General features: G+C 66.3%; 17 protein-coding genes. 11 read left to right on the top strand and 6 right to left on the bottom strand.

Annotation, left to right across the window (positions count from 1 at the left end):
* Nucleotides 1-1491: 1491 nt before the first annotated feature.
* The 5 genes from F0U63_RS46475 to F0U63_RS46455 all read left to right on the top strand — a co-directional run bounded on the left by F0U63_RS46475 (nt 1492) and on the right by F0U63_RS46455 (nt 4666).
* Entirely contained in the window at nt 1492-1896 is a 405-nt protein-coding gene (locus F0U63_RS46475) for a hypothetical protein (protein ID WP_395841532.1), read from the top strand.
* A gap of 9 nt (nt 1897-1905) precedes the next feature.
* Entirely contained in the window at nt 1906-2535 is a 630-nt protein-coding gene (locus F0U63_RS46470) for a hypothetical protein (RefSeq protein WP_395841530.1), read from the top strand.
* A complete protein-coding gene (locus F0U63_RS46465) occupies nt 2532-3029 on the top strand; it encodes a hypothetical protein (protein WP_395841528.1) in 498 nt (165 codons plus the stop codon). Before F0U63_RS46470 ends, F0U63_RS46465 begins: the two co-directional genes overlap by 4 nt.
* Before the next feature lie 118 nt (nt 3030-3147).
* Nucleotides 3148-3939 (top strand): hypothetical protein, encoded by a 792-nt coding sequence (locus tag F0U63_RS46460; protein ID WP_395841526.1) that lies wholly within the window; start codon nt 3148-3150, stop codon nt 3937-3939.
* 421 nt (nt 3940-4360) lie between these two features.
* Entirely contained in the window at nt 4361-4666 is a 306-nt protein-coding gene (locus F0U63_RS46455) for a hypothetical protein (protein ID WP_395841524.1), read from the top strand.
* A 941-nt stretch (nt 4667-5607) separates the two neighbouring features.
* Here F0U63_RS46455 and F0U63_RS46450 read toward each other — a convergent pair.
* Nucleotides 5608-6225, bottom strand: a complete 618-nt coding sequence (locus F0U63_RS46450) for an MBL fold metallo-hydrolase (RefSeq protein WP_395841522.1) — start codon at nt 6223-6225, stop codon at nt 5608-5610.
* 166 nt (nt 6226-6391) lie between these two features.
* On the opposite strand from F0U63_RS46450, the gene F0U63_RS46445 reads away from it, so the two are divergent.
* Nucleotides 6392-7513, top strand: a complete 1122-nt coding sequence (locus F0U63_RS46445; RefSeq protein WP_395841520.1) for a family 16 glycosylhydrolase — start codon at nt 6392-6394, stop codon at nt 7511-7513.
* 23 nt (nt 7514-7536) lie between these two features.
* On the opposite strand, the gene F0U63_RS46440 is transcribed toward F0U63_RS46445, so the two are convergent.
* The 3 genes from F0U63_RS46440 to F0U63_RS46430 all read right to left on the bottom strand — a co-directional run bounded on the left by F0U63_RS46440 (nt 7537) and on the right by F0U63_RS46430 (nt 9489).
* A complete protein-coding gene (locus tag F0U63_RS46440; RefSeq protein ID WP_395841518.1) occupies nt 7537-8127 on the bottom strand; it encodes a class I SAM-dependent methyltransferase in 591 nt (196 codons plus the stop codon).
* 98 nt (nt 8128-8225) lie between these two features.
* Nucleotides 8226-9014 (bottom strand): MFS transporter, encoded by a 789-nt coding sequence (locus F0U63_RS46435; RefSeq protein WP_395841516.1) that lies wholly within the window; start codon nt 9012-9014, stop codon nt 8226-8228.
* Nucleotides 9015-9078: 64 nt separating this feature from the next.
* Nucleotides 9079-9489 carry a hypothetical protein gene (locus tag F0U63_RS46430; protein ID WP_395841514.1) on the bottom strand — a complete coding sequence of 137 codons (411 nt, stop codon included), beginning with the start codon at nt 9487-9489 and terminating at the stop codon, nt 9079-9081.
* Between the two features lie 197 nt (nt 9490-9686).
* Between F0U63_RS46430 and F0U63_RS46425 the strand changes: the two genes are divergently transcribed.
* From F0U63_RS46425 to F0U63_RS46410, 4 genes are read left to right on the top strand one after another with little or no spacing between them, the layout of a single operon-like run.
* Nucleotides 9687-11714, top strand: a complete 2028-nt coding sequence (locus tag F0U63_RS46425) for a lipoxygenase family protein (RefSeq protein WP_395841512.1) — start codon at nt 9687-9689, stop codon at nt 11712-11714.
* A gap of 15 nt (nt 11715-11729) precedes the next feature.
* Nucleotides 11730-13106, top strand: coding sequence for a cytochrome P450 (locus F0U63_RS46420; RefSeq protein ID WP_395841510.1), 1377 nt, complete (start codon nt 11730-11732; stop codon nt 13104-13106).
* A 9-nt stretch (nt 13107-13115) separates the two neighbouring features.
* The gene (locus tag F0U63_RS46415) at nt 13116-15188 is read left to right on the top strand and encodes a lipoxygenase family protein (protein ID WP_395841508.1); all 2073 of its coding nucleotides are present in this window, start codon (nt 13116-13118) and stop codon (nt 15186-15188) included.
* Nucleotides 15189-15213: 25 nt separating this feature from the next.
* Nucleotides 15214-16395 (top strand): alpha/beta hydrolase, encoded by a 1182-nt coding sequence (locus F0U63_RS46410; protein ID WP_395841506.1) that lies wholly within the window; start codon nt 15214-15216, stop codon nt 16393-16395.
* 64 nt (nt 16396-16459) lie between these two features.
* Here F0U63_RS46410 and F0U63_RS46405 read toward each other — a convergent pair whose 3' ends face one another.
* Together F0U63_RS46405 and F0U63_RS46400 are read right to left on the bottom strand one after the other, a co-directional pair.
* Nucleotides 16460-21874: an AAA family ATPase gene (locus F0U63_RS46405; protein ID WP_395841504.1), complete on the bottom strand. Its 5415-nt coding sequence runs from the start codon at nt 21872-21874 to the stop codon at nt 16460-16462.
* Nucleotides 21875-22081: 207 nt separating this feature from the next.
* Nucleotides 22082-22297 carry a hypothetical protein gene (locus tag F0U63_RS46400; protein ID WP_395841502.1) on the bottom strand — a complete coding sequence of 72 codons (216 nt, stop codon included), beginning with the start codon at nt 22295-22297 and terminating at the stop codon, nt 22082-22084.
* Between the two features lie 173 nt (nt 22298-22470).
* Here F0U63_RS46400 and F0U63_RS46395 point away from each other — a divergent pair, with 173 nt between their 5' ends.
* Complete coding sequence (locus F0U63_RS46395) at nt 22471-24018, top strand: GspE/PulE family protein (protein ID WP_395841500.1); 1548 nt, start codon at nt 22471-22473, stop codon at nt 24016-24018.
* The last annotated feature ends 7 nt before the right edge of the window (nt 24019-24025 follow it).

The raw sequence follows: 24025 nt of genomic DNA, 5'->3' as shown, positions 1-24025 counted from the left end.
ATGCGCGCATCAATGCTCAATAACAGTGTACAGGGAGCCAGCGGATCTCATGACTTTGGCGCCTTGAATCTCGACTTCGGGCTCCCGCAGCGCAGGAACTCAAGCAACTCGGTCATGAACCTTGGGCTCTTGATATCTAGTGGGGAGCGACAGCAGTTGGAATCGCAGGCTCAATCGCTGTGCCTCATGGAGGAGCACGATCTCGCCGAGATGCAACAGCTTCCCGCGAGCCATCTCCGAGCGTGGCCCGCGCTCATTCGCTCCTATGTACCGACGGCTCTCTGGTCCGGCAGTGATCGTCTACAGGTAGGCAAGTACCTCATGGTCCTCTGCGATGGCATTCCCGAAGCTCGGGCCGGCCCAGCACTGGGCCTTCCGGAATCCGAGCTCGAGAACGAGCCGCTTCGTGGAGGACGCGTGGTCTCATGGACGCCACAGCGAGATGAGGTCGGCGAGCGCCTGGTAATCGGATTGTTTTGTGCGCTATCGTACCGTGTGAGTGCTGCGTCCCGAGCAGGTCGGCGTGCGCAATGTATGCGAGGCCTGCGCGCCCCCTCTGCCCAAGGGTTGCCGACGTTATCCGTCCTGATAAGTGCACTTGCTGGACATCCTCCTCTACTTCACCCAGGTGGGGGAGCTTCTCCAACATCAACTGGAAGCGGCTGGGTGACAGGACTCGGATGCGCAACTCGCTCATCGTCACCGTGTTCGGAGTGGTTCGGACCAGGGTTGTGGTGAAGTTCGAACTCAGGGCGAGCGGGATTCTCACCAACATCATTGGCACCCGGGTGGTTGCTGAAACCCTAGGGCGCGCGTACGAACAGCACAGGGATGGCGGGATGCGCTTGGGCCAACCTTGCTCTGGCCCCTGTTCATTTCCGCTGGTGTTATGGCACTGCTGCGCTTGGTCGTCGCCGTGGTGCTCGTCCTCACCGGCCAGGACCGCCTCCTCGCGGAGCAGGGCCTCTGGCTTGAATCCAGAAGACGATATCGCTCTCCTTGTCAGCCTCATACACGTTGCCTACCCGGCAGGCAGCCAGTCACTATTCGCAGGCCAAGCGTTTCAGCCCTGGCTAGCCCAGAGGCCCAGTCAACGCGCTCTTTGTCCCCCGCAGGCAGCAACGCTCACACACGAGAGATCGTGAGAAACCCTTGTAACAGTGCAAGTACCTTGAGCGAAGCAGGGCATTCGTACTCCCCCCCGGCTATCCGACGAGCCAGCGTACGATTCGTTGTCCATTGGAGCCATGTGGCGGTGCGTCACAAATTCGACGAAACCTCCCTGGTTGTGGATGAGTCGTTACAGTGTGGCTGTAGTTTCTTCCCGTCATCACCTTGGCAGCTTCGCTCGGAGCAGTTCCTCGCTTGTCGCCCTGGGGAGTAGGGAAGGGAGTTATCTACCACCATCATTTATAACCCATTGAATTTACTAGATCCTTACTGTTCCCGTCAGACTTGAATTTGGACTGAGTCCAAGTTAGCTTGTGGGCTGTGAGCCAACGTCCCACCAAACCGCTCTACCCTCTTGAGCACGTGCAGGAACTTGTGCGGGCAGGCAACTTCCATTTTGAGCGGAAGCGTTGTGAGGAGACGGTCATTCCGGTCGTCGGCGATTACTCAAAAGCCCGTGAACTCATCCGGCGCGGGTTGCTGGAACTCACAGGGGACGATTTTGCGCACAAAGATGTACTGCCAGATGGTTTTGAGTACGACGTCTACGGGCTCACGGTCTCCAGTCCTCTCGCCAAGTCCATGGGACTCAGGCATCGAAGAACTTGGTACGCGAAACTCATGATCCGGGAAGAAGAGGATGGTCGCTTGGTCTTCTGCGTCTCGTTTCACCGCCTTGAGAAGGAACTTGAGCGCAATGGCGGACTGCTCAAACCTTGCTGGTAGGAGGATCCCATGAAAAACTTCAAGTGTGCACAGTGCGGGCGAGGGCAGGTCAAGCCGGTGGCAAAACCGGGCCGTCGTGCTGCGTTCAAGAACATTCCGGATCTTGAACTCCCCGCGACCCTGGAGATTCCGACGTGTGAAGCTTGTGGCGCAGAGTGGCTCGACGAGGAATCGACCCACACACTCGATGCCGCACTCGCAGAGGCGTACCGGCGTGAACTCTCTAAGAGGGCCAATTCTGCACTCCGGAAATTGAAGGCGGCAAAGCTGCGCCAGTGGGATTTGGAACCCCTGCTTGGACTCTCTGCTGGCTATTTATCAAAGATTAAGACCGGTAAGGATGTGAGCCCAATACTTACGGCCGCGCTCATTCTGCTCGCGGAAGCCCCCGAGCGAGTCGAAGAGTTGCGCAATGCATGGCGCTGCGTTGCTCCAGCAGAGGTCAAGACTTCAGCTTGTAGCCAAGTACACGTCGAACTATCCGAGCACTCATGGTCTTGGACTAGCCATACGCATTTGCAGCTGTTCCTTTCGGTTCCCAATACGAACGAGGCGCCGGCGCAAACCACCCACCTGACTCTCGATTCAAAGCTCGAGTACGCTCCCATTCCAGCATCTTTCTTGGAGGCTGCGGCATGAATCAAGTCCAGCGCGAAACCCTAGCGAGAATGGCGAATATTTTCGTCCTTCAAGAACTAAGACCGACTCACTTGGAGGCTGAGTTCGTACAGCCTCCTTCTGAAAACGGAGTAGAAATCACTCCAGAAATGGACGTGGTAGTCCAGCTCTCAAGGAACCCGTCGTCTGCTCAATCAGAGTTTGCTGCCATCTTTCGTTTCGACGTCAAGTTGCGTACCAAGGGAGATCCACCCGTCATCGCGGCGCGTATGCGCTATCACGCGATCGCGATGTACTCAATCGTTCAAGGTTCTGAATTTTCGGATGATGATCTTCAACTGTTTGCACAAACAAACGGAATGATCCATGTTTGGCCGTATCTCCGAACCTTTGTTCAGAACTCATGTGCGCAGCTTGGCGCTCCGGTTGTCACACTCCCTCCATTCCGCATTGGGCAAACACTCGCCCAGCCATGGCAACAAGTTAAAGCTCCCGAGGCGCCTGCCAATACATGAAAACACGGTCATAGATTAAGCAAGAATTGGTGCTCGGAGCGGCAGGCGCATTGGGCGCTGACTGGGTGTATGCGCGCATCAATGCTCAGTAATAGTGTGAAGGGAGCCGGTGGACTTCATGACTCTGGCGCTTGAATCTCGACTTCGAGCACTCGCAGCGCAGGAACTCGAGCAGCTCGGCCGTGAACCCTGGGCGCCCAGTGATCCAGTGGCGGAGCTGCAGCGGCTTGAATCGCAGGCCCGAGCGATGTTCCTCATGGAGGAGCGCGATCTCGCCGAGGTGCAACAGCTTCTCGCGAGCCACTTCCACGCGTGGCTCGCGCTCATTCGCTCCGATGCGCCAGCGGCTCTCTGGTCCGGCAGTGATCGCCCACAAGCCGGCGAATACCTCATGGTTCTCTGCGATCTCTTGCTGGGTGGCCTGCTGGAAGCGATCGTAGCCAACGACAATGCAGCAGTGGCCGAGTTCCGCTTGCGCTTCCTCGATCGCGAACCTCCAGGGATCGAACTCTCCGCCGCGACAATGATTCTTGCCCGGCATCTTTGCCTCTTGTACGGCCGAGAGTTCGAACGCGCGGCCGACGAACTAGAAGATTCGTGGGCCGAGTGGATCGAATGGGGTCTTGTTCATCCGAGGGATGATGTGTGGAACGGTGTGCGGGGGATCGCGAACAAAGACGCCGAGCTCGTTCATGCTTCGCTCCACGCTCTGTCGAGTAGACGGTTCGCTGCCTTGCGCCATGCGGTCGAGAGCGGACTGATGCTGCGAAGCACGCTGCCCGTGCGGTTGACGCTTCAAACGGACAGCAGTGCGCTATTGAGATTGGCTCGGATGAGGGGGATGGAGATCTCCCTCGAATCTGAAGAGATCCTGACGCGGCGAGCGGCATTGCTCTGGCGACCAAGCTAAGGAAGTCCCATGCCCGCGGAGGACGGCGGCCACGTGTCTGGGTCGATGGCGTCGCGCTCGACGTGCAAGCCAACGCAGGGCAAGGCCGCCGCCTGGAGGGTGGTCCGCGCCCGGAAGGTGTCAGACGACTCGTAGGTGCCCGTGGTCCGCTCCCGTCGGGCCCGTCAGCGCATCGAGCGGGAGCGCGACCGTGCGAAACCAGCCAGCGAGAGCAGCAACCACCCGAAGAGCGTCGCCCCACCAGTCGGGAGATCGCTCTGGCATCCACACCCGGTCGGGGGGTCCACGACGGGTCCGCTTCCCGCGTCCGGCGCTCCCGCGTCCGGCACTCCCGCGTCCGGAATGGCGGTGCCGATACCGCTCAGCGCCACCTGGGACGGCTCGGGGGAGACACTGCCGCGCACCTCGAGGAGCCCGGAAGGTGCGTGTGGCACCTGCATGCGTGGCGGGGGCGCAACGTGGTGTCCAACCCGTGTGCCGCAAGTGCCGCTATGCCACCTCGTGTGGCGAAGGCTGCGCGGTGCTGGCCGAAGGGGCCACCGGCACGCTCTACAAGAACTTCTGTGATGGCTATGCCCAGCGCTTCCAGGCGAAGATGGCCCAGGCCTACCAGGAGCACGTGAGTGGCTCCGGGCCGGGCCTCGCGGTCTCTCGCCTGTGCGAGACCCGAGCGGCACCTCGGTGGGTCACGCGCCCGCGCTCCCGGCGTCCTCTACGAATTGCCTGACACCTTCGCCGCCTGACACCTTCGCCGCCGGCCGTGTGGGCCGCACTGCGCCTCTCCACGCAGGCGGTCACTGTCCCGGCAGGCGAGCGGCCCTGTCGCTAGTCGTCGTAAAAATACCCTCCGCGGCCACCCCGGCCACCTCGTCCACCCGGCCACCTCGTCCACCCGGCCACCTCGTCCACCCCGGCCACCTCGTCCACCCCCCCAAGAGCCGCCGACGACTTGTTTCAGGGCCTCATCCGAAAGGCTCTGGATGGTCTCCTTGTTCGGGTCTAGCTTCTTCGGGTCCATCTCGTTCTCGTTCATGATCCTGCTCCTTCTTTCCGAGGACGCAGCCGAAATTGGCTGCACTTCAGATCTAGAAACTGCGAACAAGACAATCCAGTGAGGGGCCAACTGGTAAGGGCTTGTTCGAGGGGGAAACCGGGATGGGTGCGAGGAGGGGGAAGGGGTGAAGCGCGCAGGGGGAAGGGGTGAAGCGGGGCAAGAACGCCTACGAGTTGTCTGACACTTCTCCCGCCAGGAGCGGTCCGACGAGCAACCCCTCCGCTGTCTGGGGTTCGCCGAAGCTCCGGCTCCGCCCGGTTCCGATGCTGCCCGCGCCAATGCGGCGCTCGAGATGCGCGAGGGGGGGCGTCGAGCAGCTCGTCCCAGGAGGCGCGGGGCGGGTGGTCCCGGGGAAAATAGGTTCTTGGATGGTCGCCCGTCGGGTCGAGGGGCAGCCCGAACGGGAGCACGGAGCCATGCTTGCGAAGCAGGAACAGTCCCGCTTCCCTGGCCACGTGCAGTGCCTTCTCCATCAAGTGGAACGGAAGTGGAGGTGCAACCGATGAACCCAAGGGAAGAGTTCAACAAGCACGCAGAAGAATTGAAGTTCAATTGGGAACGGCTTCGGGGCAGGGTCCTGATGAAGGAGGAATCCGGCCCCTACCTTGAGCTGTTCATGGCACGGCCGTGGCACCGGGTGGCGAGAGTTCCTCCAGGGCCGCGCGCCCGCCGCGGAACACCGGCCAACCATCGCCCACCAGCACCGCGTCGATGCGCGGCCCTCGTGCGAGCAGCTCGCGCACCGAAGCGCGGGCCTGGACGGGGTCCTTCAGCTTCGCCTCCGGCAGGAGGTTGAGCCGTCCGCCCACGTGGCCACGAATCAGGTCCCCCGTCACCAGCGTCGTGTCCTCGAGGAGCAGGGCCAGCTCGCCGGGCGTCTTGGAGCCGTGCAGCTCCACCGCCACCAGCCCGGGAACGAGCTCCTCGCCCGTGGAGAGCCACTGGTCGCATCGGAGAGGAAAGCTCTCCGCCTCGGCGCGGGGGCCGGCCACTTTCGCGCCGAAGGCGGAGACCAGCTCGCGGGTGGTGCGGACATGGTCCGAGTTGGTCACCACCACCCAGGCCACGCCTCCGAGCGAGCGCAGGTGCGCGGCATCGTGCGTGGACAGCGGGAGCGGATCGATGACCACGTTGCCCTCGGGGCGCACCCACAGGACGCTGTGGAAGTCCAGGTTGCGCGCCTCGTCGAAGACGGACCAGCCGTAGAGCTCTTTGCGGTGCAGGGCTTTCATGGCGCTCGACTCTACTCGGATGCGAGCCCTCCGCTGGACTATAACGATGAATTCAAGCAAAACAAGTATAAAATGATTTACATGCTGGAGCGTCGGTTGTAAGGGAGTGCTTTGCCTTGGGAGGCCCGGTATGCATCACTCGCGACTTCTTCGTGGCGGTTGGAGCTTGAGCCCCTGGATGGCGGCGGCCCTGTGTCTCGTCACGAGCGGAGGTTGTGGTGGGTCTCCACGGCCCGAGACCGAGGCCCACCCCGGCGGCGCTTCGCTCCTGATGGCCGATGGAGAGCCGCCGGTGCTCGGCTCGGCTGATGCGCCCCCCGGCTACAGCCTGGTGTGGGGTGATGAGTTTGAAAACAGCACGGTGGACTCGTCCAAGTGGAACACGTTCGAGAACTCCAACTACGGCAGCGGCAACAACGAAGATCAGTGCTACTTCGCTCGCAACGTGAGCGTCGGGGGTGGCACCCTGAAGATCACCGCGCGCCGCGAGACGGTGACCTGCGGCGCGGCCAACCCCGATACGGGGACCCGGACCTACTACTTCACGTCCGGCTTCCTCACGACCCGCAACCAGGGCGGACCGCTGAAGTTCAAGTTCCGGTATGGGTACACCGAGGCGCGCATCAAGATGCCCAAGGGAAACCCCTACTGGGGGGCTTTCTGGCTGGTCGGACCCGGCGATGGCTCCACACCGGGGACCTGGCCCGCCTACGGTGAGTTCGACGTCACCGAGCTGCTCGGCGCGCGCCCCGACCTGACACATGGGACCTTCCACTACGCGTGCACCGGTCGAGCGTCATGCAACACCTCGTCCGCCGCGATGTACAACGTGCGGACGGGAGACTCCTACCAGGGCTCGAGCAACTTCGGCCCTCAGCTGACTCCGAGCAACTTCGTGGACGGTGAGACCAGCACGCGGTTCGTGCGCTACGGCTTCCTCTGGCAGCCCGAGCGAATCACCTGGTACGTCGATGGAAAGCCCATGCGCTACCTGGATGCCGACGGGAATCTCTATCGCTACCGCCCGGATGGCTCCAAGGTGTTCGATCGGAGCTTGACCAGCATCTTCCCGAACAACCCGCCCACGAGCCCGCTCTCGACTGTCTTCGCCTACGAGCACTCGATTCATCTCAACCTGGCCTTCGGCGGTGGTTTCCCTCGCTACTCCACGTATGGGTACACGGGCCTTGAGACGGCGACCGGCTACAGCGATGGCAACCTGGCCGCGACGATTCCCGCGGCCATGGAGGTGGACTACGTACGTGTGTTCCGGCTCCCAGGGCAGTGACGCGCGGCCCGGCCCCCAGGGTTTCAGCGAGCTCCAGCATCCGCCGAGACGCGCTTCCACAGGCCGATGAATTGGAACGTGTTGAACACCCGCAGCACGCCCCGCTCGCAGGCGGCGGGATGGATGAACTTCTGGAGCGCGAACCCCGCCCGGGCCAGGACGGGTATCCAGTCCCACTCGCGCTGGTAGCGGTAGCGCGAGGGCACCGCGAAGCGCCGGTTGCCCAGTTCATCCAGCAGGCACAGCGTCAGGTAGCCGGCCTGGCTCCGGTAGGTGTGGTCCTTGAGCAGGAAGTATTCGCCCGTGCAGCGCAGCACCTCCTCGAGCGTCCCGAGAGGGTCAGGTGCGTGGTGGAGTACGTCGATGCTGTAGACCAGGGGGAAGGCGCGGTCCGCGAAGGGGAGTGTCCGTCCATCGTAGAGCATGGGCTCGACGAGCACCCGCTCGCGGCGCTGGACGTCCACGGGCACCACCTCCCGGGCCCATCCCCGCTCCGAGACGGCATGGGCGAACCAGCCATCGCCGGAGCCGAAGTCGAGCGCGCGCTCGAACCGGGGCAATCCGGAGAGGGTCTGCTCCATCAATTCGAGAACGTTCTGGCGGTAGCGACTCATGTGTTGTCCGACGCCTTCCGGGCTCGCCCTCCAACCCGCCGTAGAGCACTTCGCGGTGCGGGGCTTTCATGGCGCCCCAGTCTACTCTCATGTCAGCACTACGTCGCTGGCCGGGGAAGGGGCGCCGGTGTGGCCGTCGCCGCGTGCGCCGCGGGCCGCAGGCGCTCCCACGCGAAGGCGAGCAGCAGGAACATCGCCCCCACCGCGCAGACGCCGCGCCACGCGAAGTGCTCCCATGCGGCCGTGCCGAGCCAGGAGCCGCACGCGCCGCCGGCGAAATAATAGCCTTTGTAGATGGTATTGAGCCGTGTCTGCGCTTCCGGGTGGATGCGGTAGAGGTCGGTCTGGTTCGAGACCGTCGCCGCCTGCGCGCCGAGATCCAACAGGAGCACGCCGGTGATGAGCCCTGCCCACGTGGCGCCCAGGCCCGCGAACACCATCCAGGCCAACAGCATCAGCAGGATGCATCCCTGCACGATCCGCCGGGCACCGATGCGCTCCACGTTGCGGCCGGTCAGGTTGGCGGCGAGCGCCCCGGCCGCGCCGATCAGTCCGAACATGCCCGCCGTCTCCGGGCCCATCCGGAAGGCATCGCTTTCCAGATAGAAGGCGAGCGAGGCCCAGAAGGCCGAGAGCGCCGCGTAGATCAGCGCGCCGGTCAGGGCGATCGCACGCAGCTCGGGCAGGCCGCGAAACAGCTCCCACACCGAGTGGAGCAGCCGCGGATACGACAGGCGCGTGGGTGACTCGTAGCGTGGCAGTGCGAGCCGCAGCAGCACCGCGAGCGCGAACATGGCACTGGAGGCCACGAAGAACACGCCGCGCCAACCCAGATGCGCGCCCACGAAGCCCGAGAGGGTGCGCGAAACGAGCAGGCCGATCAGCAAGGCGTCACTCGGGCCGCCACGGTACGAGCCCGAGACCTGACCGTCCGGTGGCGTTCCTCACCCTCTATGGGGCCAGGAGCGGTTCAACGAGCAACCCCTCCGCCGTCTGGGGCTCCCCGAGACTCCGGTTCTGCCCGGTTCCGGTGTAGGGGTACACGAGGAACAGCGCGGAGGCGCGTGTCTCGACCTGGACGCCCATGCCGGACTGGCTTCCGGATTCGAGCGTGGTGACGAGCGCGATCGCCCCGATGCCGCCCGCGCCGATGCTGCGCTCGAGATGCGCGAGGGTGGCCTCGAGCAGCTCGTCCCAGGAGGCGCGTGGCAGTTGGTCCCGGGGAAAATAGGTCCGTGGGTTGTCGCCCGCCGGGTCGAGGGTCAGTCCGAACGGGAGCACCGAGCCCTGCTTGCGAAGCAGGAGCATCCCCGCTTCCCTGGCCACGTACAGCGTCTTCTCCAGCAACTCGTCGTCGTTCATCTTCCAGGAAGCATGCCTTCGGGCCGCGCCGGAGCGCCATCCAGAAACACCCCCGTTACGGCTTCTGACGTGTCAGCCCGTGTCAACTGTCGTGTCAGGTGACATGTCAGTCGCGCGGCGTGGGGGACGCTGGCGCCGTGGTGCTCGTGATGAGGCGGTGCGGACACCGGCATGGGGCCTGCACCAGGGCGGACGCCATGAGCGTGGAATACAAGATCAAGGTGCGGACGGGCGCTCGTCTGGGGTCAGGGACGGATGCCGACATCAGTGTTGTCCTGGTGGGCTCGTTGGGAGAGAGCGAGCCGCATGTCCTGGACAAGCGCTTCCACAACGACTTCGAGGCGGGAGCGGAGGATGTCTATACGCTCGAGACCCGGGATGTCGGTGAGCTGCTCCTGCTGCGCTTCACCAACTCCGCGGCGCTGGCGGGTGACTGGCTCCTCGACTTCGCCCATGTCACCTCGGGTGATGGAAGCTGGCACTTCCCGTACTACCGCTGGATCCTGGGCAACTCGACGGCCGAGGTCCTCGAGGGTTCGGCCGGGCTGCAGCGGAACGTGCGTCACGCGCGCGCGCTGGAAGCCCGCCGCGCGCAGCTCGAGAACCGCAAGAAGATGTACCCCTGGCGCCCCGCCGAGGCGACCGCCCAGCTGCCCGGCGCGCTCGACATCAGCGAGGAGCGTCCGCTGCCCAAGGACGAGCTCTACCGGGGTCTGACCGAGGGCAGCTACGAGGGCGTCATCGCCAAGACGATGGCCACCATCCGGCTGCACCTGCCCCTGCTGGTCAACGCCTGGAATGGGTTGGTGGATACGCTCGGCATTCTCAGATACGTGGAGCTGCCCAAGCTCGCCGAGCGGTGGCAGGACGACCACGAGTTCGCGCGGCAGGCCGTCCAGGGCGTCAATCCGCTCTACATCACCAGCATCACCGCCCTGCCCGAGGGCATGCCGCTCACGGATCACGAGGTCCGGGGGCTCCTGTCGCCGGGGACCTCGCTGGCGGGGGCGCTCGAGGCCCGGCGGGTGTTCTTGATCGACTTCGAGGTGCTCGAGGGCATTCCCATGTTCCGCAAGGTGGACAAGCACGGGGTCGAGGAGCGGCGCTGGGCGCCCCCGTCCCGGTGCCTGCTCTACCTCGAGGATTCCCAACGGCTGCGTCCGCTCGCGATCCAACTGGGCCGGGATCCGGCGAAGGATCCCGTGTTCACCCCGAACGATTCCGAGGCGGATTGGCTCGCCGCGAAGATCTACCTGCGCTGCAGCGAGGGCAATGCCCACCAGATGGTCGTGCACGCGTTGCGCACGCACTTCGTGGTGGAGCCGTTCGTCATGGCGACGATGCGCAACCTGCCGGATCCCCACCCCGTCTACAAGCTGATGCGCCGCCACTTCCGCTACACCCTCGCCATCAACAATGGAGCGCGCAAGGGTCTGCTCGACGAGGGCGGCGTGTTCGACGACATCATCGCCACCGGTGGTCCGGACAAGGGACACATCAAGCTGGGCCAGAAGGGCTTCCAGCGCTGGAAGCTGACGGACAACAAGCCGCGCCTGGACTTCGAGCGCCGGGGCGTGCTCGACCCGGCGGTCCTGCCCGACTACCCGTACCGGGACGATGCCCTGCCGCTGTGGGACGCGCTCGAGGAGTACGTGGGCGGCGTGCTCGCCCCCTTCTACCCGTCCGACGCCGACCTCGTGAACGATACCGAGATGCAGGCCTGGTGGGCCGATCTCATCGAGCACGGCATCCCCGTCGACAAGCTGCCCTGTGCGAGGCTCGAGCGTGTCGCGGACCTCGTCGACATCCTGACCATCGTGCTCTACACGGGCAGTGTCCACCACGCGGCGGTGAACTACCTCCAGTACGAGCACTACGCCTTCGTCCCCAACGCGCCGCTGTGCATGCGCAGGCCTCCCCCGGCACAGAAGGGGGAACTGCGCATGGAAGACATCCCCGAGATGATTCCGACCCAATCCCAGACGCTCTGGCAGATCGCCATCGGACGCGCGCTCGCCAGCTTCGGCGAGGACGAGGAGTTCCTGCTCAACGAGGGAGGGTGGCGCGAGACCTACTTCCAGGAGCCCGGGTTCCTCGCCGTCCGGGAGCGGCTCTACGAGCGGTTGCGTGCCCAGCTCGACGCGGTGAAGGCCCGCAACGCAAAGCGCGACGTGCCCTACACCGTTCTTCAAGCCGACAAGATTCCTTGCGGCATCACTGTCTGAGAAAGGAGCCCACCCGTGCCCAACGTCTTGTCGCGAGGCCTCTTCAATCTGTTCTTTGGTGCCCGGCGCAAGGGCCTGGAGTCCCTGCCCGGCCCTCAGCCTGGAATCATCGGCACGGCGGGAGACTTCCTCGGCTCCATGCCCTGGAATGTCTGCGCCCGGTATGGCCGTGAATATGGCGGTGTCACCCTGATCTGGCTGGGCGGCACTCCGGCCCTGGTGCTCAACGATCCCGAGCTCATCGAGCAGGTGCTCGGCTCGCGCCAGACGGAGTTCGAGAAGGGCTCGCTTCGCCAGGAGCTCACGCCGACCACGACGGAGCACTCGGTCTTCATCGCGGAGCATCGGGGGGACTGGGCCCTCAAACGACGGCAGGATCCCTTCGTCCAGGGCTGGTCTCCGGACTGGCTGGCCGCCCAGGTCGCCCCCATGCAGGCGGCGGTCGCGCGGGCCGTGGATGCGCTCATCGCCAGGGGGGAGACGGTCGATCTCGCGCCCGTGCTGCGCCGGCTGACGTTCGACGTCTTCGCCGTCGCCGGCATGGGCGAGGTGCCACCGGACTCGGTGTACGAGGACTTCATGATGCTCGCCAGGGGAGCGGACGCTCGCATCCAGGCCAAGATTCCCTTGCGGTTCGTCTCGCTGCCCAAGGGCTTCGAGCAGGCCCAGGAGCGATTCTACCGGTTCTTCGAGGAGCGCCTCACCGCCTTACGCGAGTCACCCAGGCCGGGTGCCGTGGATTTGATGTCGTGGATGCTGCGAGAGATGCCCGGCTTCGACGACAAGTGGCTGTCGCGTCACGTCGCGCTGATGTTCTACGGCGGGGTCTTCTCGTCGAGCACCAGTCTGGTGGGCGTGTTCCACCAGCTCCAGAAGCACCCCGAGGCCGAGGCGCGTCTGGCGGCCGAGGCGGCCGACTTCGCCTCGGGGCCGCCCACGCTGGAGCGTTTGAACGCCGCGCGCTGGGTCGAGGCCGTCACCCTCGAGGCGCTGCGGCTGCTGCCCGCCGTGCGTGTCTTCACCCGCAGCCCGGCCGCGGAGATGAAGTTCGCCGGCGCCACGCTGCCCGCGGGGACGACGATCATGATCTCCAACCAGTACCTGCATCGGGATCCCCGGCACTGGTCCAACCCGGACAGCTTCGAACCCACGCGATGGCTGGACGGGGGCCTGGCGCGTGACCCCATTGGCAGCGGCCACTTCTTTCCGTTCGGCAGAGGCCCTCGTATGTGCGTGGCCACCGACTTCGCCATGGTGTTCCTGCGCACGGCCGTGGCGACGATCGCGGCGCGCGCCAGGGTCCAGGTCCAGTCGACGGAGCCCTTCGAGGAAGGCTTCTTCTTCGGCGTGGTGCTGCCCAAGGGTGTCCAGACGCGGTTCGTCGCGCGCTGAAGGATCGACATGAGCTCCACCCCTCGTGACCCCCTGCGCCGCCTGCTGTCCTTCCTGGGCCTCGGGAAGCGGGCCAGCGAATCAGAGCTCCTCGCGCCCGCCGAGCTGGCCCGGTGGTACGCGGGCCTGGGCCCCGAGGAGCGCGCCGCGGTCAGCCGCGAGCTGGCCCCGCGCGTTCGCCCCCGGGCCGTCCGCGACCCCGCCACGCTGCCCGCCGTCGCCACCGGACGCCTCGTCTTCGAGCAGGACGGCCCCCAGGGCCCCATTCCCTTGCACCACCTGAAGGTCGAGCTGTGGGACCGGGATCCGGGCGCTCCGGATGACTTCCTGGGCGAGGGGTTCACGGACGCCGAGGGGTACTTCTCGATCCGCTACGATCCCGCCGACGCGGGGGCAGGGGACCTGCCGGATCTGGAACTGCGCTTCTTCGAGCCCCAGCACACCTTCCGCAAGGACGGGCGGGTGGTGGAGAGCTGGCGGCGCATCGGCTCGGAGCGAGGCCCCGACAACCACGGCGGGCTGCACCACGACTTCGGCACGCTCCGGTTGCCCTACTGGGAATACGATCCGATGACGCCCCTGGCCCGGCTGCTCATCAACGAGGAGGGCACTCCTCCGACGGCCTACGCCCCGGGGCGTGCCCTGGCGATGCTCAAGGCCGTCAATCCCATCGAGCTCATCAAGCGCCAGCACCTGCTTCAGATCCGCCTGGGGCGGGTTCCCAGCCTGGAGTCGCTGCAGGCCGACTACCCCGAGTCGATGACCGTCCGCATGGAGCGCCAGGCTCCGGGCTCCTCGCGCGGGGATGCCTTCTTCGGCGAACGCCTGCTCAATGGCATGTTCGCGACGATCCTGGACCGGGATCCCGAGCTCCCCGACGATCCTCATTCCTTCCGGATCTACTTCCCCTGGAATGCCTACGAGCAGGACGGCGTCCACTGCCTGCCCGACGTCGACGTGCGGTTGCGGCTGGAGGAGGGCAGGGTGCTGCCCGTGCGCATCCTCCTGGGGCTGCGGGAGCCGGGAGCGACGGCGCCCGGGTCGCCGCTCACACGCCGTGTCTTCACGCCCGCGGATGGCGCGGACTGGGAGGCCGCCAAGCGCATCGCACGGGTGAGCGCGACGCTGGACACCGAGCTGGGCAACCACCTCGGGCAGTGCCACTTCAACGTCGAGCAGTACGCCATCGCCGCGCACCGCAACCTCAGGCGCAATCCCTTGCGTTGGTTGCTCCTGCCCCACCTGCGGGAGGTGGTGCTGATCAACCAGTCCGCCAACAGCTTCCTGGTCGGGCCGAGTGGCTACGTGACCCGTGCCAGCGCGTTGACGGAGAAGGGCATCGAGACGCGGCTGCTGCACCTGATGGGCAGCTACGACTGGCGGGGCTTCGCGCCCGCGACGCCGGTGTGCGAGGGGCACCGCTACGCCCACGCGGCGCAACTCTTCTGGAAGCTGCTCGGCGAGCACGTCGACGCCTTCTTCGCCGAGCACGGTGACGCGGTCGTGGCGCAGTGGAGGGAGGTACGCCGCTTCTCGGACGAGCTCGTGGCCCACGCGGTGCCGGCCTTCGTGTGCCGCTACCTGCGAGCGCGGGTGGTGGGGAAGGACGCTCCATGGTTCGTGCGCTCCGAGCGCATGGACCTGGAGGACAAGGCCGCCCAGCCGCCGCCCCGGGCCGTGAGCGCGGTGACGCATACCGATACCCCTCAGCCTGGAGAGGTGGAGGCGCTCAAGCAGCTCTGCCGCTACGTCATCTACTTCGCGACCTTCCGGCATGCCTGGGCCAACAACCTCCAGTGGGACGACGCCGGCGAGGTCCAGTACTCCTGCCTGGGGCTGCGCTGGGGGAAGAACGGGAGCCTGCCGGCCGTGGACGACCCGGACACGGCCCCACCTCCGGACGAGGCCACCGAGATGCTGTGGATCTCCTGGATGCTGTCGAAGACGAACTACGGCTTGCTCCTGGCCAACGAGGAGGACGACGTGCACCCGCGGCTGGTGCAATTGCTGCGCGCCCACTCCTCCGAGTTCTCCGCGCTGGGCCTGGACATCCGGACGGTCAGCTCCCGTATCAACATCTAGGCCCGGCCTGGAGGAACGTACTTCCGTGGAATCTCTCGACACCCTTCGTCTGCTTCTCTCCGTCCCGCTGTTCGGGCTGGGCCTGCTGGGACTCTTCAAGGCCCCCGTGGCGGCCCTCTGGAAGCCCGCCGTGGCCGCGACCGAGTGGGGCCATGTGCTGGCCGTCCTTCCACTCGCCTTGTTGCTGCTGCCGGGCGGCGCGGGCCTCGGCGCGCGGATCGCATGGGGCCTGGCCGCGCTCGCCGCGCTCCTGCTGCTCTCCTCCCTGGGCCGGGCGCTCGGGTACGTGAAGGGACTGGAGGCGCGCTTCGCGCGGTCCTTCGGCTCAGTCCAACCCCCCGCGTTCCCCGGGGCTCCGGCCCGGACCGCGCCCCTCGTCCTGAGGGATCTGCTCTCGGTCTCCACGCCCAAGGTGGTGCCCACCCGGCACACCTACCGGGAAGTCGAGGGCCATGTGCTGCAACTGGACCTGTACCGAGGCCCCGGCATGCCCCAGCCCCAGCCGCTCGTGGTGGTGGTCCACGGCGGCTCCTGGAACAGCGGTGACAGCACCCAGCTCGACTGGCTGAACAGCTATCTCGCCGCCCGGGGCATCGCCGTCGCGGCGATCAACTACCGGCTCGCGCCCCGGCACACCTTCCCGACCCAGCGGGATGACGTGCTCGCGGCCCTGGCGTGGCTGCGGGAGAACGCCTCCCGGCTGGGGCTCGATGCCTCTCGCATCGCCTTGCTCGGGCGCTCCGCTGGCGGTCAGCTCGCCCTGCTGGCTGCCTATACCGCTCAGGAGCCCGCGATCCGCGCGGTCGTCGCGCTGTATGCGCCCTCGGACCTCAACTGGGGCTGGGCTCATCCCACCAACCCGCTGGTGATGGACAGCCCCAAGACATTGAGTGACTACCTCGGGGGAACGCCCGCCCAGGTGCAGGAGCGCTTCGACGCGGCTTCGCCCATTGGCTTCGTGCTCCCCAACTCGCCGCCCACGCTGTTGGTCCATGGGACCCGGGACGAGCTGGTCTTCGCCGAGCAGAGCCGGCGCCTCGCCCGGCGCCTGACGGAGGCCCGGGTGCCCCACCTCGAGTTGGAGCTGCCCTGGGCCACCCACGGCTGCGATGCGAACCCCGCGGGCCCGGGAGGACAGATCACCACCTGGGCCGTGGAGCGCTTCCTCGCCGCCGCCTTTCAGGAGCGCACCCTCGAGTCCTCATGACCCCCAGAAGTGGACGAGGACGTGAGCGGCTCCGGGCCGGAGTTACGGAAAGCCCCATCTGCGATCACGCGGACGGACGCGCGAGTTCGCCCGGGAGCACGATGGTGAATTCCGCGTACTGTCCCTCCTCGGATTCCATCCTCAGTTTTCCACCGAGTGTGACGACGATGATGTCATGGCTGAGTGACAGGCCCAGTCCCGTTCCCTCACCGGTGGGCTTGGTGGTGAAGAAGGGCGTGAAAAGCTTGTCGCGCACCGCCGCGGGGACGCCATTGCCATTGTCGCGCACCCGGATCTCTACCTCGCTCCCGCTCCAGTGCGTGGACACCTTCAGCCGGGGTGGCTCGAGCGCCTCGGGCCGCTGGGCCTTCTCATGGGCCGCGTAGCAGGCGTTATCCAACAGGTTGAGGATGACGCGGCGGAAGTCCTCGGGCACCAGGCGCAGTTGAGGCAGGGCCTCATCGAATGAGATGTCCACGGACAGGTGGCGCGAAGGACTCCTGGCGCGCAGTCCCTGCTGAACGAGCCGGATGGCCTCCTCCACCAATGCGTTGATGGAGGTGGGTTGCGGTTCTCCCCGGTTGTTGCGCGCGTGCCGCAACATCCCATTGATGATGCGGCTGGCTCGTTGCTCGTGCTCGCGCACCTTCGAGATGTTCTGCTTCAATTCGTTGAACAGGGTGTCGATTTCCTCCCGCTTCGTGGTGGCCTGGGCTCGCTGCACCACCTCGGACAGCTCGGGTAACAACTCGAGCGAGAGTTCGGAGAAGTTCTTCACGAAGTTCAGGGGATTCTTCAACTCGTGGGCGATGCCGGCGGTGAGCGAGCCCAGGGAGGCGAGCTTCTCCTGGGTGATGATCTGCGCCTGCATGGTCTTGAGGCGCTCCAGGGCGCGCTGGAGTTCGGCGTTCTTGTGGTGCAACTCCTCCGTGCGCTCCTGGACTCGGTGCTCGAGCGTGCGGTTGGACTCCTCGAGCTTGCGGTAGAGCCCGGCGTTCTCCAGGGAAATGGCGGCCTGGGCCGAGAGCATGCCGAGCACCCGGAGGCGGTTGGCGTTGAAGGCGCCCGTGATGAGGTTGTTCTCCAGGTAGAAGAGGCCGAGGATCTGCTTGCGGTGGAGGATGGGTGCGCAGAGCACCGAGCGGACGTTGCGCCGTACGATGTAGGGATCGTCGCGGTAGGGCTCCTGGGCGGAGGCATCGTCGACGAGGAGGGGGCTGCCGGTGTGCAGCACCAGCTCGGCGATGCTCTGGCTGAGCATGTCACTGTGCGCCAGGCGCTGCACGGGAGCGAGGGGACCGCTGCCGATGCCGAGCTCGCCTGAGGCCTCGACGAAGAAGTCTTCCTCCCGCTGGAGCACCAGCACGCCGCGCTGGGCCCCCGTGCTTTCCATGAGGATGTCGATGAGATTGGCGGCGAGCTGCGGAAAGTGCAGCTCGCTGGAGATGGCCTGGGCGGCCTTCATCATCGAGGACACGTCGAGCGCCTCGGGGAGCGACTCGGTGCTGGACAGGTCGGAGGAGGAGGGGCCCTCCGGGTACTCGCCACCCAGGGGGTGCGCCACCGAGAGGCCTGGTCGCTGGAGCTTGTGATCCCAAGCCCCAAGACCACCGCTGTAGGAGCGCAGGAGCTGAGCCTGTTCGGCCACCAGGAGATGGACCTTGCCCGCGGCGCCCCAGCGCTCGTAGGCGTTGAGGGATTCGATCAGATAGGCGATGGCCAGGGGCTGACGATTCAGGTCCGCCTGGAACCGGAAGGCCTGTTCGCACGCGATGGCCTCCACGCTGGTGAAGCCACTGGAGCGGGCGGTGGCGATGGCCTCCTCGTACAGGGTGTGCGCCTCGATGTGTTGTCCCCTCATGCGGGCGAGTTCCGCGCGGACCAGCAGATGGTAGTGCGAGAAGTTCTCCGGCGCGCGGTGGGCGCACTTCTCCAGATACGCACGCTGCTGCTCCATGAGTGCGAGCAACTCCTGCTTCCGACTCTCGCTGGCCGACGGGTACACCGCAGCCGCGCTCAGTGCATAATAGAAGGCGTGCGTGGTCAGCTGGAAGAACCCGGGGATGGCGCTCCTCAGTGCGGCAACCTCCTCCGCCATGGTCAACGCCAGCTCGGGTTGCTGGAGCAGGTAGTGCTGTTCGAGCTGCCCCAGTGCGACGTAGGCCTTGGTTGCTGGTGTCAGGAGAGGGGGGGGCTGGATTGTCTGTCGCGGCTCTTCCGGGGCGCCCGTCAGCCGCAACAACACTTGCTGGAGCGCCCATTGCGTATAGAGGGTGCCGGGACCCTTGTGGACCCCAAGAGAGTCGATGAACTGCTGGTTATCTGCCAGGAGTTCCTGCAGGGGCTCTCCCAGGGCGAGGCGTCGCGCGGCGAAGAAGGTGAAGCAGATTCCCGCGTGTTGCCAGTTCCCACACTCCAGCATGAGCTTGTAGGCCTCGGCGAACTGGGAGAGGCCGGCACGTGCGCTCTGTGTCCAATGATCGATGAAGCTCGCATGGGCGAAGAGCGCTCGTGCGTGCCGCATCGGGTCCCGGGTGCGTATGGCGAGTTCGATGGCGAGCTGGCTGAACCGTCGGCCAGCGGCGGGGTCGTCGAGAACGGTCGAGAGGACGAGGCCATAGTGGGCGTAGCCGGAGGGGGAGAAGGGGCTGTTTCCGTGTTGCAGACTCAGCCGGACGTGCCGGAGCGCCAGGAGGACGAAGACCTTCAGAGACACCAGGTAGGCGGAGGTCACGATGGTGCTGAGCATCTCTGAGGCGAGGCGTGCGTTCGGCTCGCTCATCAGGGGCAGGTCGAGCAGCTCCGTGGGGTCGCGGCCTTCCAGCGCGGACGCCACCTCCCGCAGCTCAAAGGCGACGGTGGTGTCATCGGGTGTGTCGGGAATGTCGATTCCGAGCAGGCGCAGTCCCTCGAGACCGAGCACCAGCGATTCGGCGTACCGGGCGCCGAGATTCCCCAGGATGACCTGCAGGACGAGGACGCTGGCGCGCTGTATCGGGGTGCGAGCGTAGGCGCACAGGGCGGAGAAGCCTGAAGTCGCCGCCTCGATATCGCCGGCCAGATAGAGGGATTCCGTGAGCTCCTTCTGGAGCGCGAAGGTCCGCTCGTGCTCCTGGTCCCGGATGGTTGGAGGGATGAGCACACCGCCCGTTTGGAAGAGCGCACAGGCGGTGCGGTACGCGCCCGAACTCTTCGCCCGGCGTCCCGCTGCGAGGTGGAGGTCTGCCAGTTCGAGCCGCAGCGAGTCCGGGCCGATGCGCTCCGGTGCGTGGCCCAGGTGCGGCAGGATGGCGAACACCCGCTCATCGAGCGTCTTCGTGGCGCGGGCATCCTCGTACAGGCGCAGGCCCACCTCCAGATGCCGCGCGGCGCGCTCGTCCTCGGGAAGGAGCGAATAGGAGACCTGCTGGACGCGGTCATGCACGAAGCGGAAGGAGACATCCAGGTCCGTGGGCTCCGCCGCGCCGCCCTGGGGGTCGAGCAGCACGTAGTCCCTGTCGAGTGGCAGCACGAGCTTCAGCTCGATGGCGGTCCACAGGGCGCGCGCCGTCTCCCCGGCCGTGGCCCCATGCGCCACCATGAGGTCGCGGAAGCCAAACGTCACGCCCAGGCAGGCCGCGCGCTGGAGCAGGTCGCGGGTCTCCGGAGGTAGCCGGCGGCTATCGGCCTCCATCAGCGTGACGATGTCGTCGGGAAGCGCCTGGGACTCCAGGCGGGCGAGTTCCCACTCCCACTGATGGTTCCGCATGTCGAAGCGGAGCAGTCCCTGCCCATGGAGGATGCGGAGGAACGCCTTGACGGCGAAGGGGTTACCTCCCGTTCTCGAGAGGATGAAGCGGGCAAGCTCCAGCTCGCGTCCGGCGTCCGCGGCGATGGCCTCGTGCACCATCCGGGCGACATCCTCGAGGCCCAGGGGGACCAGGTGGAGCTGCGTCCAGGAGGTGCCGGTGGCACGCAGCTCGTCGAGTGTCAGGGGGAGGGGGTGGGTCGAGGAGACTTCCGTATCGCGGTAGGCGCCGACGAGCAGCAGGTGCCGGGTGGAGGGATCCCGGGCGAGTGCCTGGAGCAGCAGGAGCGTGGCGCTGTCGGTCCACTGCAGGTCATCCAGGAAGAGGACGAGCGGACGCTCGGGGGTCGCGAAGGCCTGGATCGTGCGTGTGAGCACCAGGGTGAGGCGGTTCCTGGACTCGGAGGCGGGGAGCGGGGCGGGCGGAGGTTGCTCGTCCACCAGCGCGCGGGTGTCGGGGACGGCCTCGACGAGGACGGCGGTGTTCGTCCCGAGTTCGCCCTGGAGGCGCTCGCGCATATCGGCCATCTCCGCCTCGCCCTCCTCGAGCGTGCGCCGCACCAGATGTCGCAGCGCCTGGCGGACGGCATCGAAGGGCTCGCTGTTGAGGAACTGGTCACACTTGCCGATAGCCACTCTCCCCCGGCTGGCGGCCGTCACCCGGTACAGCTCGTTGACGAGCGAGGACTTACCTATGCCCGCTGGGCCGCGGATGAGCAGGAGCTGGCCGCGATCGGCCGCGGCGCGCGCATACGTCCCGGTCAGCAGGGCGATGTCCGCGTCGCGTCCGTAGAGTCCCTGGGGGGCGTGGAACTGGTGGGTATGGTCCTCGGTGCCGAGGGGGAAGGATCCGGCCGTGCCCCCTTCGCGCAGCTGGCGCTGGCACTCCCGCAGGTCGGCGATGAGCCCCCAGGCGCTCTGGTAGCGCTCCTCCGGGGCCTTGGCCAGCAGCTTGAGGATGATGGCCGCGAGGCACTCCGGCACCTCGGGGACGAGGGTTCTCGGTGAGCGCGGTGGCTGAGCCACGTGCGCGTGGAGCAGCTCCAGCGGCGCGTTCGTGGTGAAGACGTGGCGATCGGTGAGCAGCTCGAAGAAGGTGGCGCCCAGGGCGTAGAAGTCCGCGCGGTAGTCCACTCCCCGGTTCATGCGGCCGGTCTGCTCGGGCGCCATGTAGGCCAGCGTGCCCGTCAGGTGCGTGGGGAGTTCGGGGGGGACGACCTCCAGCGACAGTCCCACCGAGAGGGAGAAGTCCGTGATCTTCAGCACCCCGGTGGCGGGATTGACGATGATGTTCTGGGGCTTGATGTCCTTGTGGATGACGCCGTGGTGATGGATGTGCCCCAGCGCCGCGCTGATGCGCACGGCGAAGTCGAGGAAGGTGCTCACGTCCAGGGGCCCGCGCTCGTTGAGCAGATGGCGCAGGGACGTGCCACCGAAGTCCTCCAGGACGAGCGCCATCCGGTCGGGGAACTCCTCCAGACCGAGGACTTGGACGATCCCCTCGCCCTGGACGCGGCGGGCGATGGCGTGCTCCCGGCGGATCTCGAGGGTGCGGCGCCGGTCGAGGTAATCGCTGGCGGTCAGCTTGAGGATGACCGGGCACTGGTCGCGCAGCCGGGTGGCCCGGAAGATCGTCGAACGCGCGCTGGCATGGAGCTGCTGGTGAAGGGTGTACCCCGCCCGATGTGCCACGGCTCCTCCTCGGTGCACCAGCCTCTACCCATTCGCTGGACGGCCAGTCCAATGTTGCATGACCCAAACTTCGCGGCACAGCCTCGCATGACACTTGCTGGGCTGCTGTGACTCACCTCACACCCCGGGCGGGGAGATGCGTCACGGGTCATGATGGGAGCGGGGCACACGCGGGAGTTGGGCTCCCGCGGCTCCGTGCGGCGCGCACTAGCCCTTGTGCCTGGTGCTCTTGGCGGCGTGGTGAGCGGGCGGGGGGGTGGTGCCCGCCTCGGTGCCCTCCGCCGGCTTGGTCTCGCTCTTGGGGGCCTTCTTGGCATGCTCGGCGTGCTTGGCTGGCTGCGCGGCGGGAGCATCCGCGGCCATCACCGCGCTGCCCATCATCAACGTCCCCACCACCATCAGCTTCGAGATCGCGTTCTTCATGGCTGCTTCCTCCGTCCCAGCGAAGTTGCCGGGGTGATGCCCGGAGACAGAGCATCGGACATGCCAACGCTCTTCTCTCGGAGGAGGATGGGGCGGGAGGCGCGGAGGGGGGGCGAGATGCCCTATCGCGGGGCGGAATGCCTCCATCCTCCCGGCGTGCTATGCCTATCCGAATGGCCCAGGGGTCCGACACCTTCTCCGAGCTCTCGCAGTACACCCTCGACCGCCACTCCATGCGGCTGCTCCCGGAGCCGTTCTGCCGCCGCCATTCCGTGGTGGTGTTGGGGAAGATCGACGCGCAGGCGTCCGACACGCCCGTCACCATCGGCATGACGGATCCGGACAACCAGTCCCTGCGCTTCCGGATCTCCGACTTCCTGCAGCGGGCCATCCAGCCGGTGAAGCTCAACCGCTACGAGATCGACACGGCCCTCCGCACGGGCTTCGGTGCCGGGCCCCAGACGAAGTCGGATCTCGTCATCCGCCAGCGCCCGCCCTCGCGGCAGCCGCCCTCGTCCGTCGAGCTGGTGGATGACATCCTCGCCGGGGCCATCGAGCGTGGGGCCTCGGACATCCACATCGAGAGCTACCGCGACGACGTGGACCTGCGCTACCGCATCGACGGCATCCTGCATCAGGCCTACACGGACATGGATCCGGAGTCCGTGCAGGAGGTGATCAGCCGCATCAAGATCCTCGCCGGAATGGACATCACCGAGCGCCGCCGGCCCCAGGACGGCCGCATCCGCGCCGTCATCATTCAGGGCGAGGAGCACAAGGTCGTCGACTACCGCGTGAGCGTGGTGCCGAGTCCGGGCGGTGAGGACGTGGTCATCCGCGTGCTCGACTCGAGCGAGGGGCTCGTCCCCGTGAGCAAGCTGGGGATGAGCCCGGACACGGAGCGGGTCTTCCTCAACCTGCTCTCCAACCCCGAGGGCCTCATCCTCGTCACCGGCCCCACGGGCAGCGGGAAGACGACCACCCTCTATGGGGCGCTCGCGCAGCTCAACGATGGGCGCAAGAAGATCATCACCGCCGAGGACCCCATCGAGTACTACGTCCCCAAGGTGAACCAGAAGGAGGTCACCCCGCAGATGTCGCACGCGCAGCTGCTGCGCGCGCTGCTGCGGCAGGACCCCAACGTGATGCTCGTGGGGGAGATCCGCGACCTGGAGACGGGCAGCATGGCGCTCAACGCCGCGGCCACCGGGCACGTGGTGCTCGGCACGCTCCACACCGCCGATGCGGTGGGCGCCGTGGGCCGGCTGCGCGGCCTGGAGCTGGATGACGCCGACATCGCGGACTCGCTGCTCGCGGTGCTGGCCCAGCGGCTCGTGCGCCGCATCTGCCCCAGATGTGTGGCACCCGCCGAACCCACCCGGAAGCAGAAGGAGCTGCTCGGTCCGCTGCTGGACGGCATCCAGCCCCAGACGGGCGTCGGGTGCGAGGAGTGCCGCCACACCGGCTACCGCGGGCGCACCGGCATCTACGAGCTCCTGGTGGTGGACTCGGGGCTGCAGGAGCTGATCGCCCAGGGGGCCCACAGCGCCCAGCTCCGCCGCCACGCGCGGGCGCACGGCTTCCGCACGCTCGTGGAGAACGCGCTGGAGAAGCTCGCCTCCGGGCAGACCACGCTCGCGGAGCTGGTGCGCGTCATTCCCTACCGGCAGCTCATGATCGCCCGCGAGGAGCATCCGAAAAAGGTGTCGGACGAATCGTAGGGAGCGA

Source organism: Cystobacter fuscus (assembly GCF_044360685.1).
GTDB classification, from domain to species: Bacteria; Myxococcota; Myxococcia; order Myxococcales; family Myxococcaceae; genus Cystobacter; species Cystobacter fuscus_C.
The sequence above is the reverse complement of the archived record's forward strand: the minus strand, read 5'-3'. Positions and strand labels throughout refer to the sequence as shown.

Excerpts from the sequence above, each read along its gene's own strand:
- F0U63_RS46470 (WP_395841530.1), top strand. The coding sequence starts at position 1,906 with ATGAAAAACTTCAAGTGTGCACAGTGCGGGCGAGGGCAGGTCAAGCCG.
- F0U63_RS46465 (WP_395841528.1), top strand. The coding sequence starts at position 2,532 with ATGAATCAAGTCCAGCGCGAAACCCTAGCGAGAATGGCGAATATTTTC.
- F0U63_RS46460 (WP_395841526.1), top strand. The coding sequence starts at position 3,148 with ATGACTCTGGCGCTTGAATCTCGACTTCGAGCACTCGCAGCGCAGGAA.
- F0U63_RS46450 (WP_395841522.1), bottom strand. The coding sequence starts at position 6,225 with ATGAAAGCCCTGCACCGCAAAGAGCTCTACGGCTGGTCCGTCTTCGAC.
- F0U63_RS46440 (WP_395841518.1), bottom strand. The coding sequence starts at position 8,127 with ATGAGTCGCTACCGCCAGAACGTTCTCGAATTGATGGAGCAGACCCTC.
- F0U63_RS46430 (WP_395841514.1), bottom strand. The coding sequence starts at position 9,489 with ATGAACGACGACGAGTTGCTGGAGAAGACGCTGTACGTGGCCAGGGAA.
- F0U63_RS46425 (WP_395841512.1), top strand. The coding sequence starts at position 9,687 with ATGAGCGTGGAATACAAGATCAAGGTGCGGACGGGCGCTCGTCTGGGG.
- F0U63_RS46415 (WP_395841508.1), top strand. The coding sequence starts at position 13,116 with ATGAGCTCCACCCCTCGTGACCCCCTGCGCCGCCTGCTGTCCTTCCTG.
- F0U63_RS46400 (WP_395841502.1), bottom strand. The coding sequence starts at position 22,297 with ATGAAGAACGCGATCTCGAAGCTGATGGTGGTGGGGACGTTGATGATG.
- F0U63_RS46395 (WP_395841500.1), top strand. The coding sequence starts at position 22,471 with ATGGCCCAGGGGTCCGACACCTTCTCCGAGCTCTCGCAGTACACCCTC.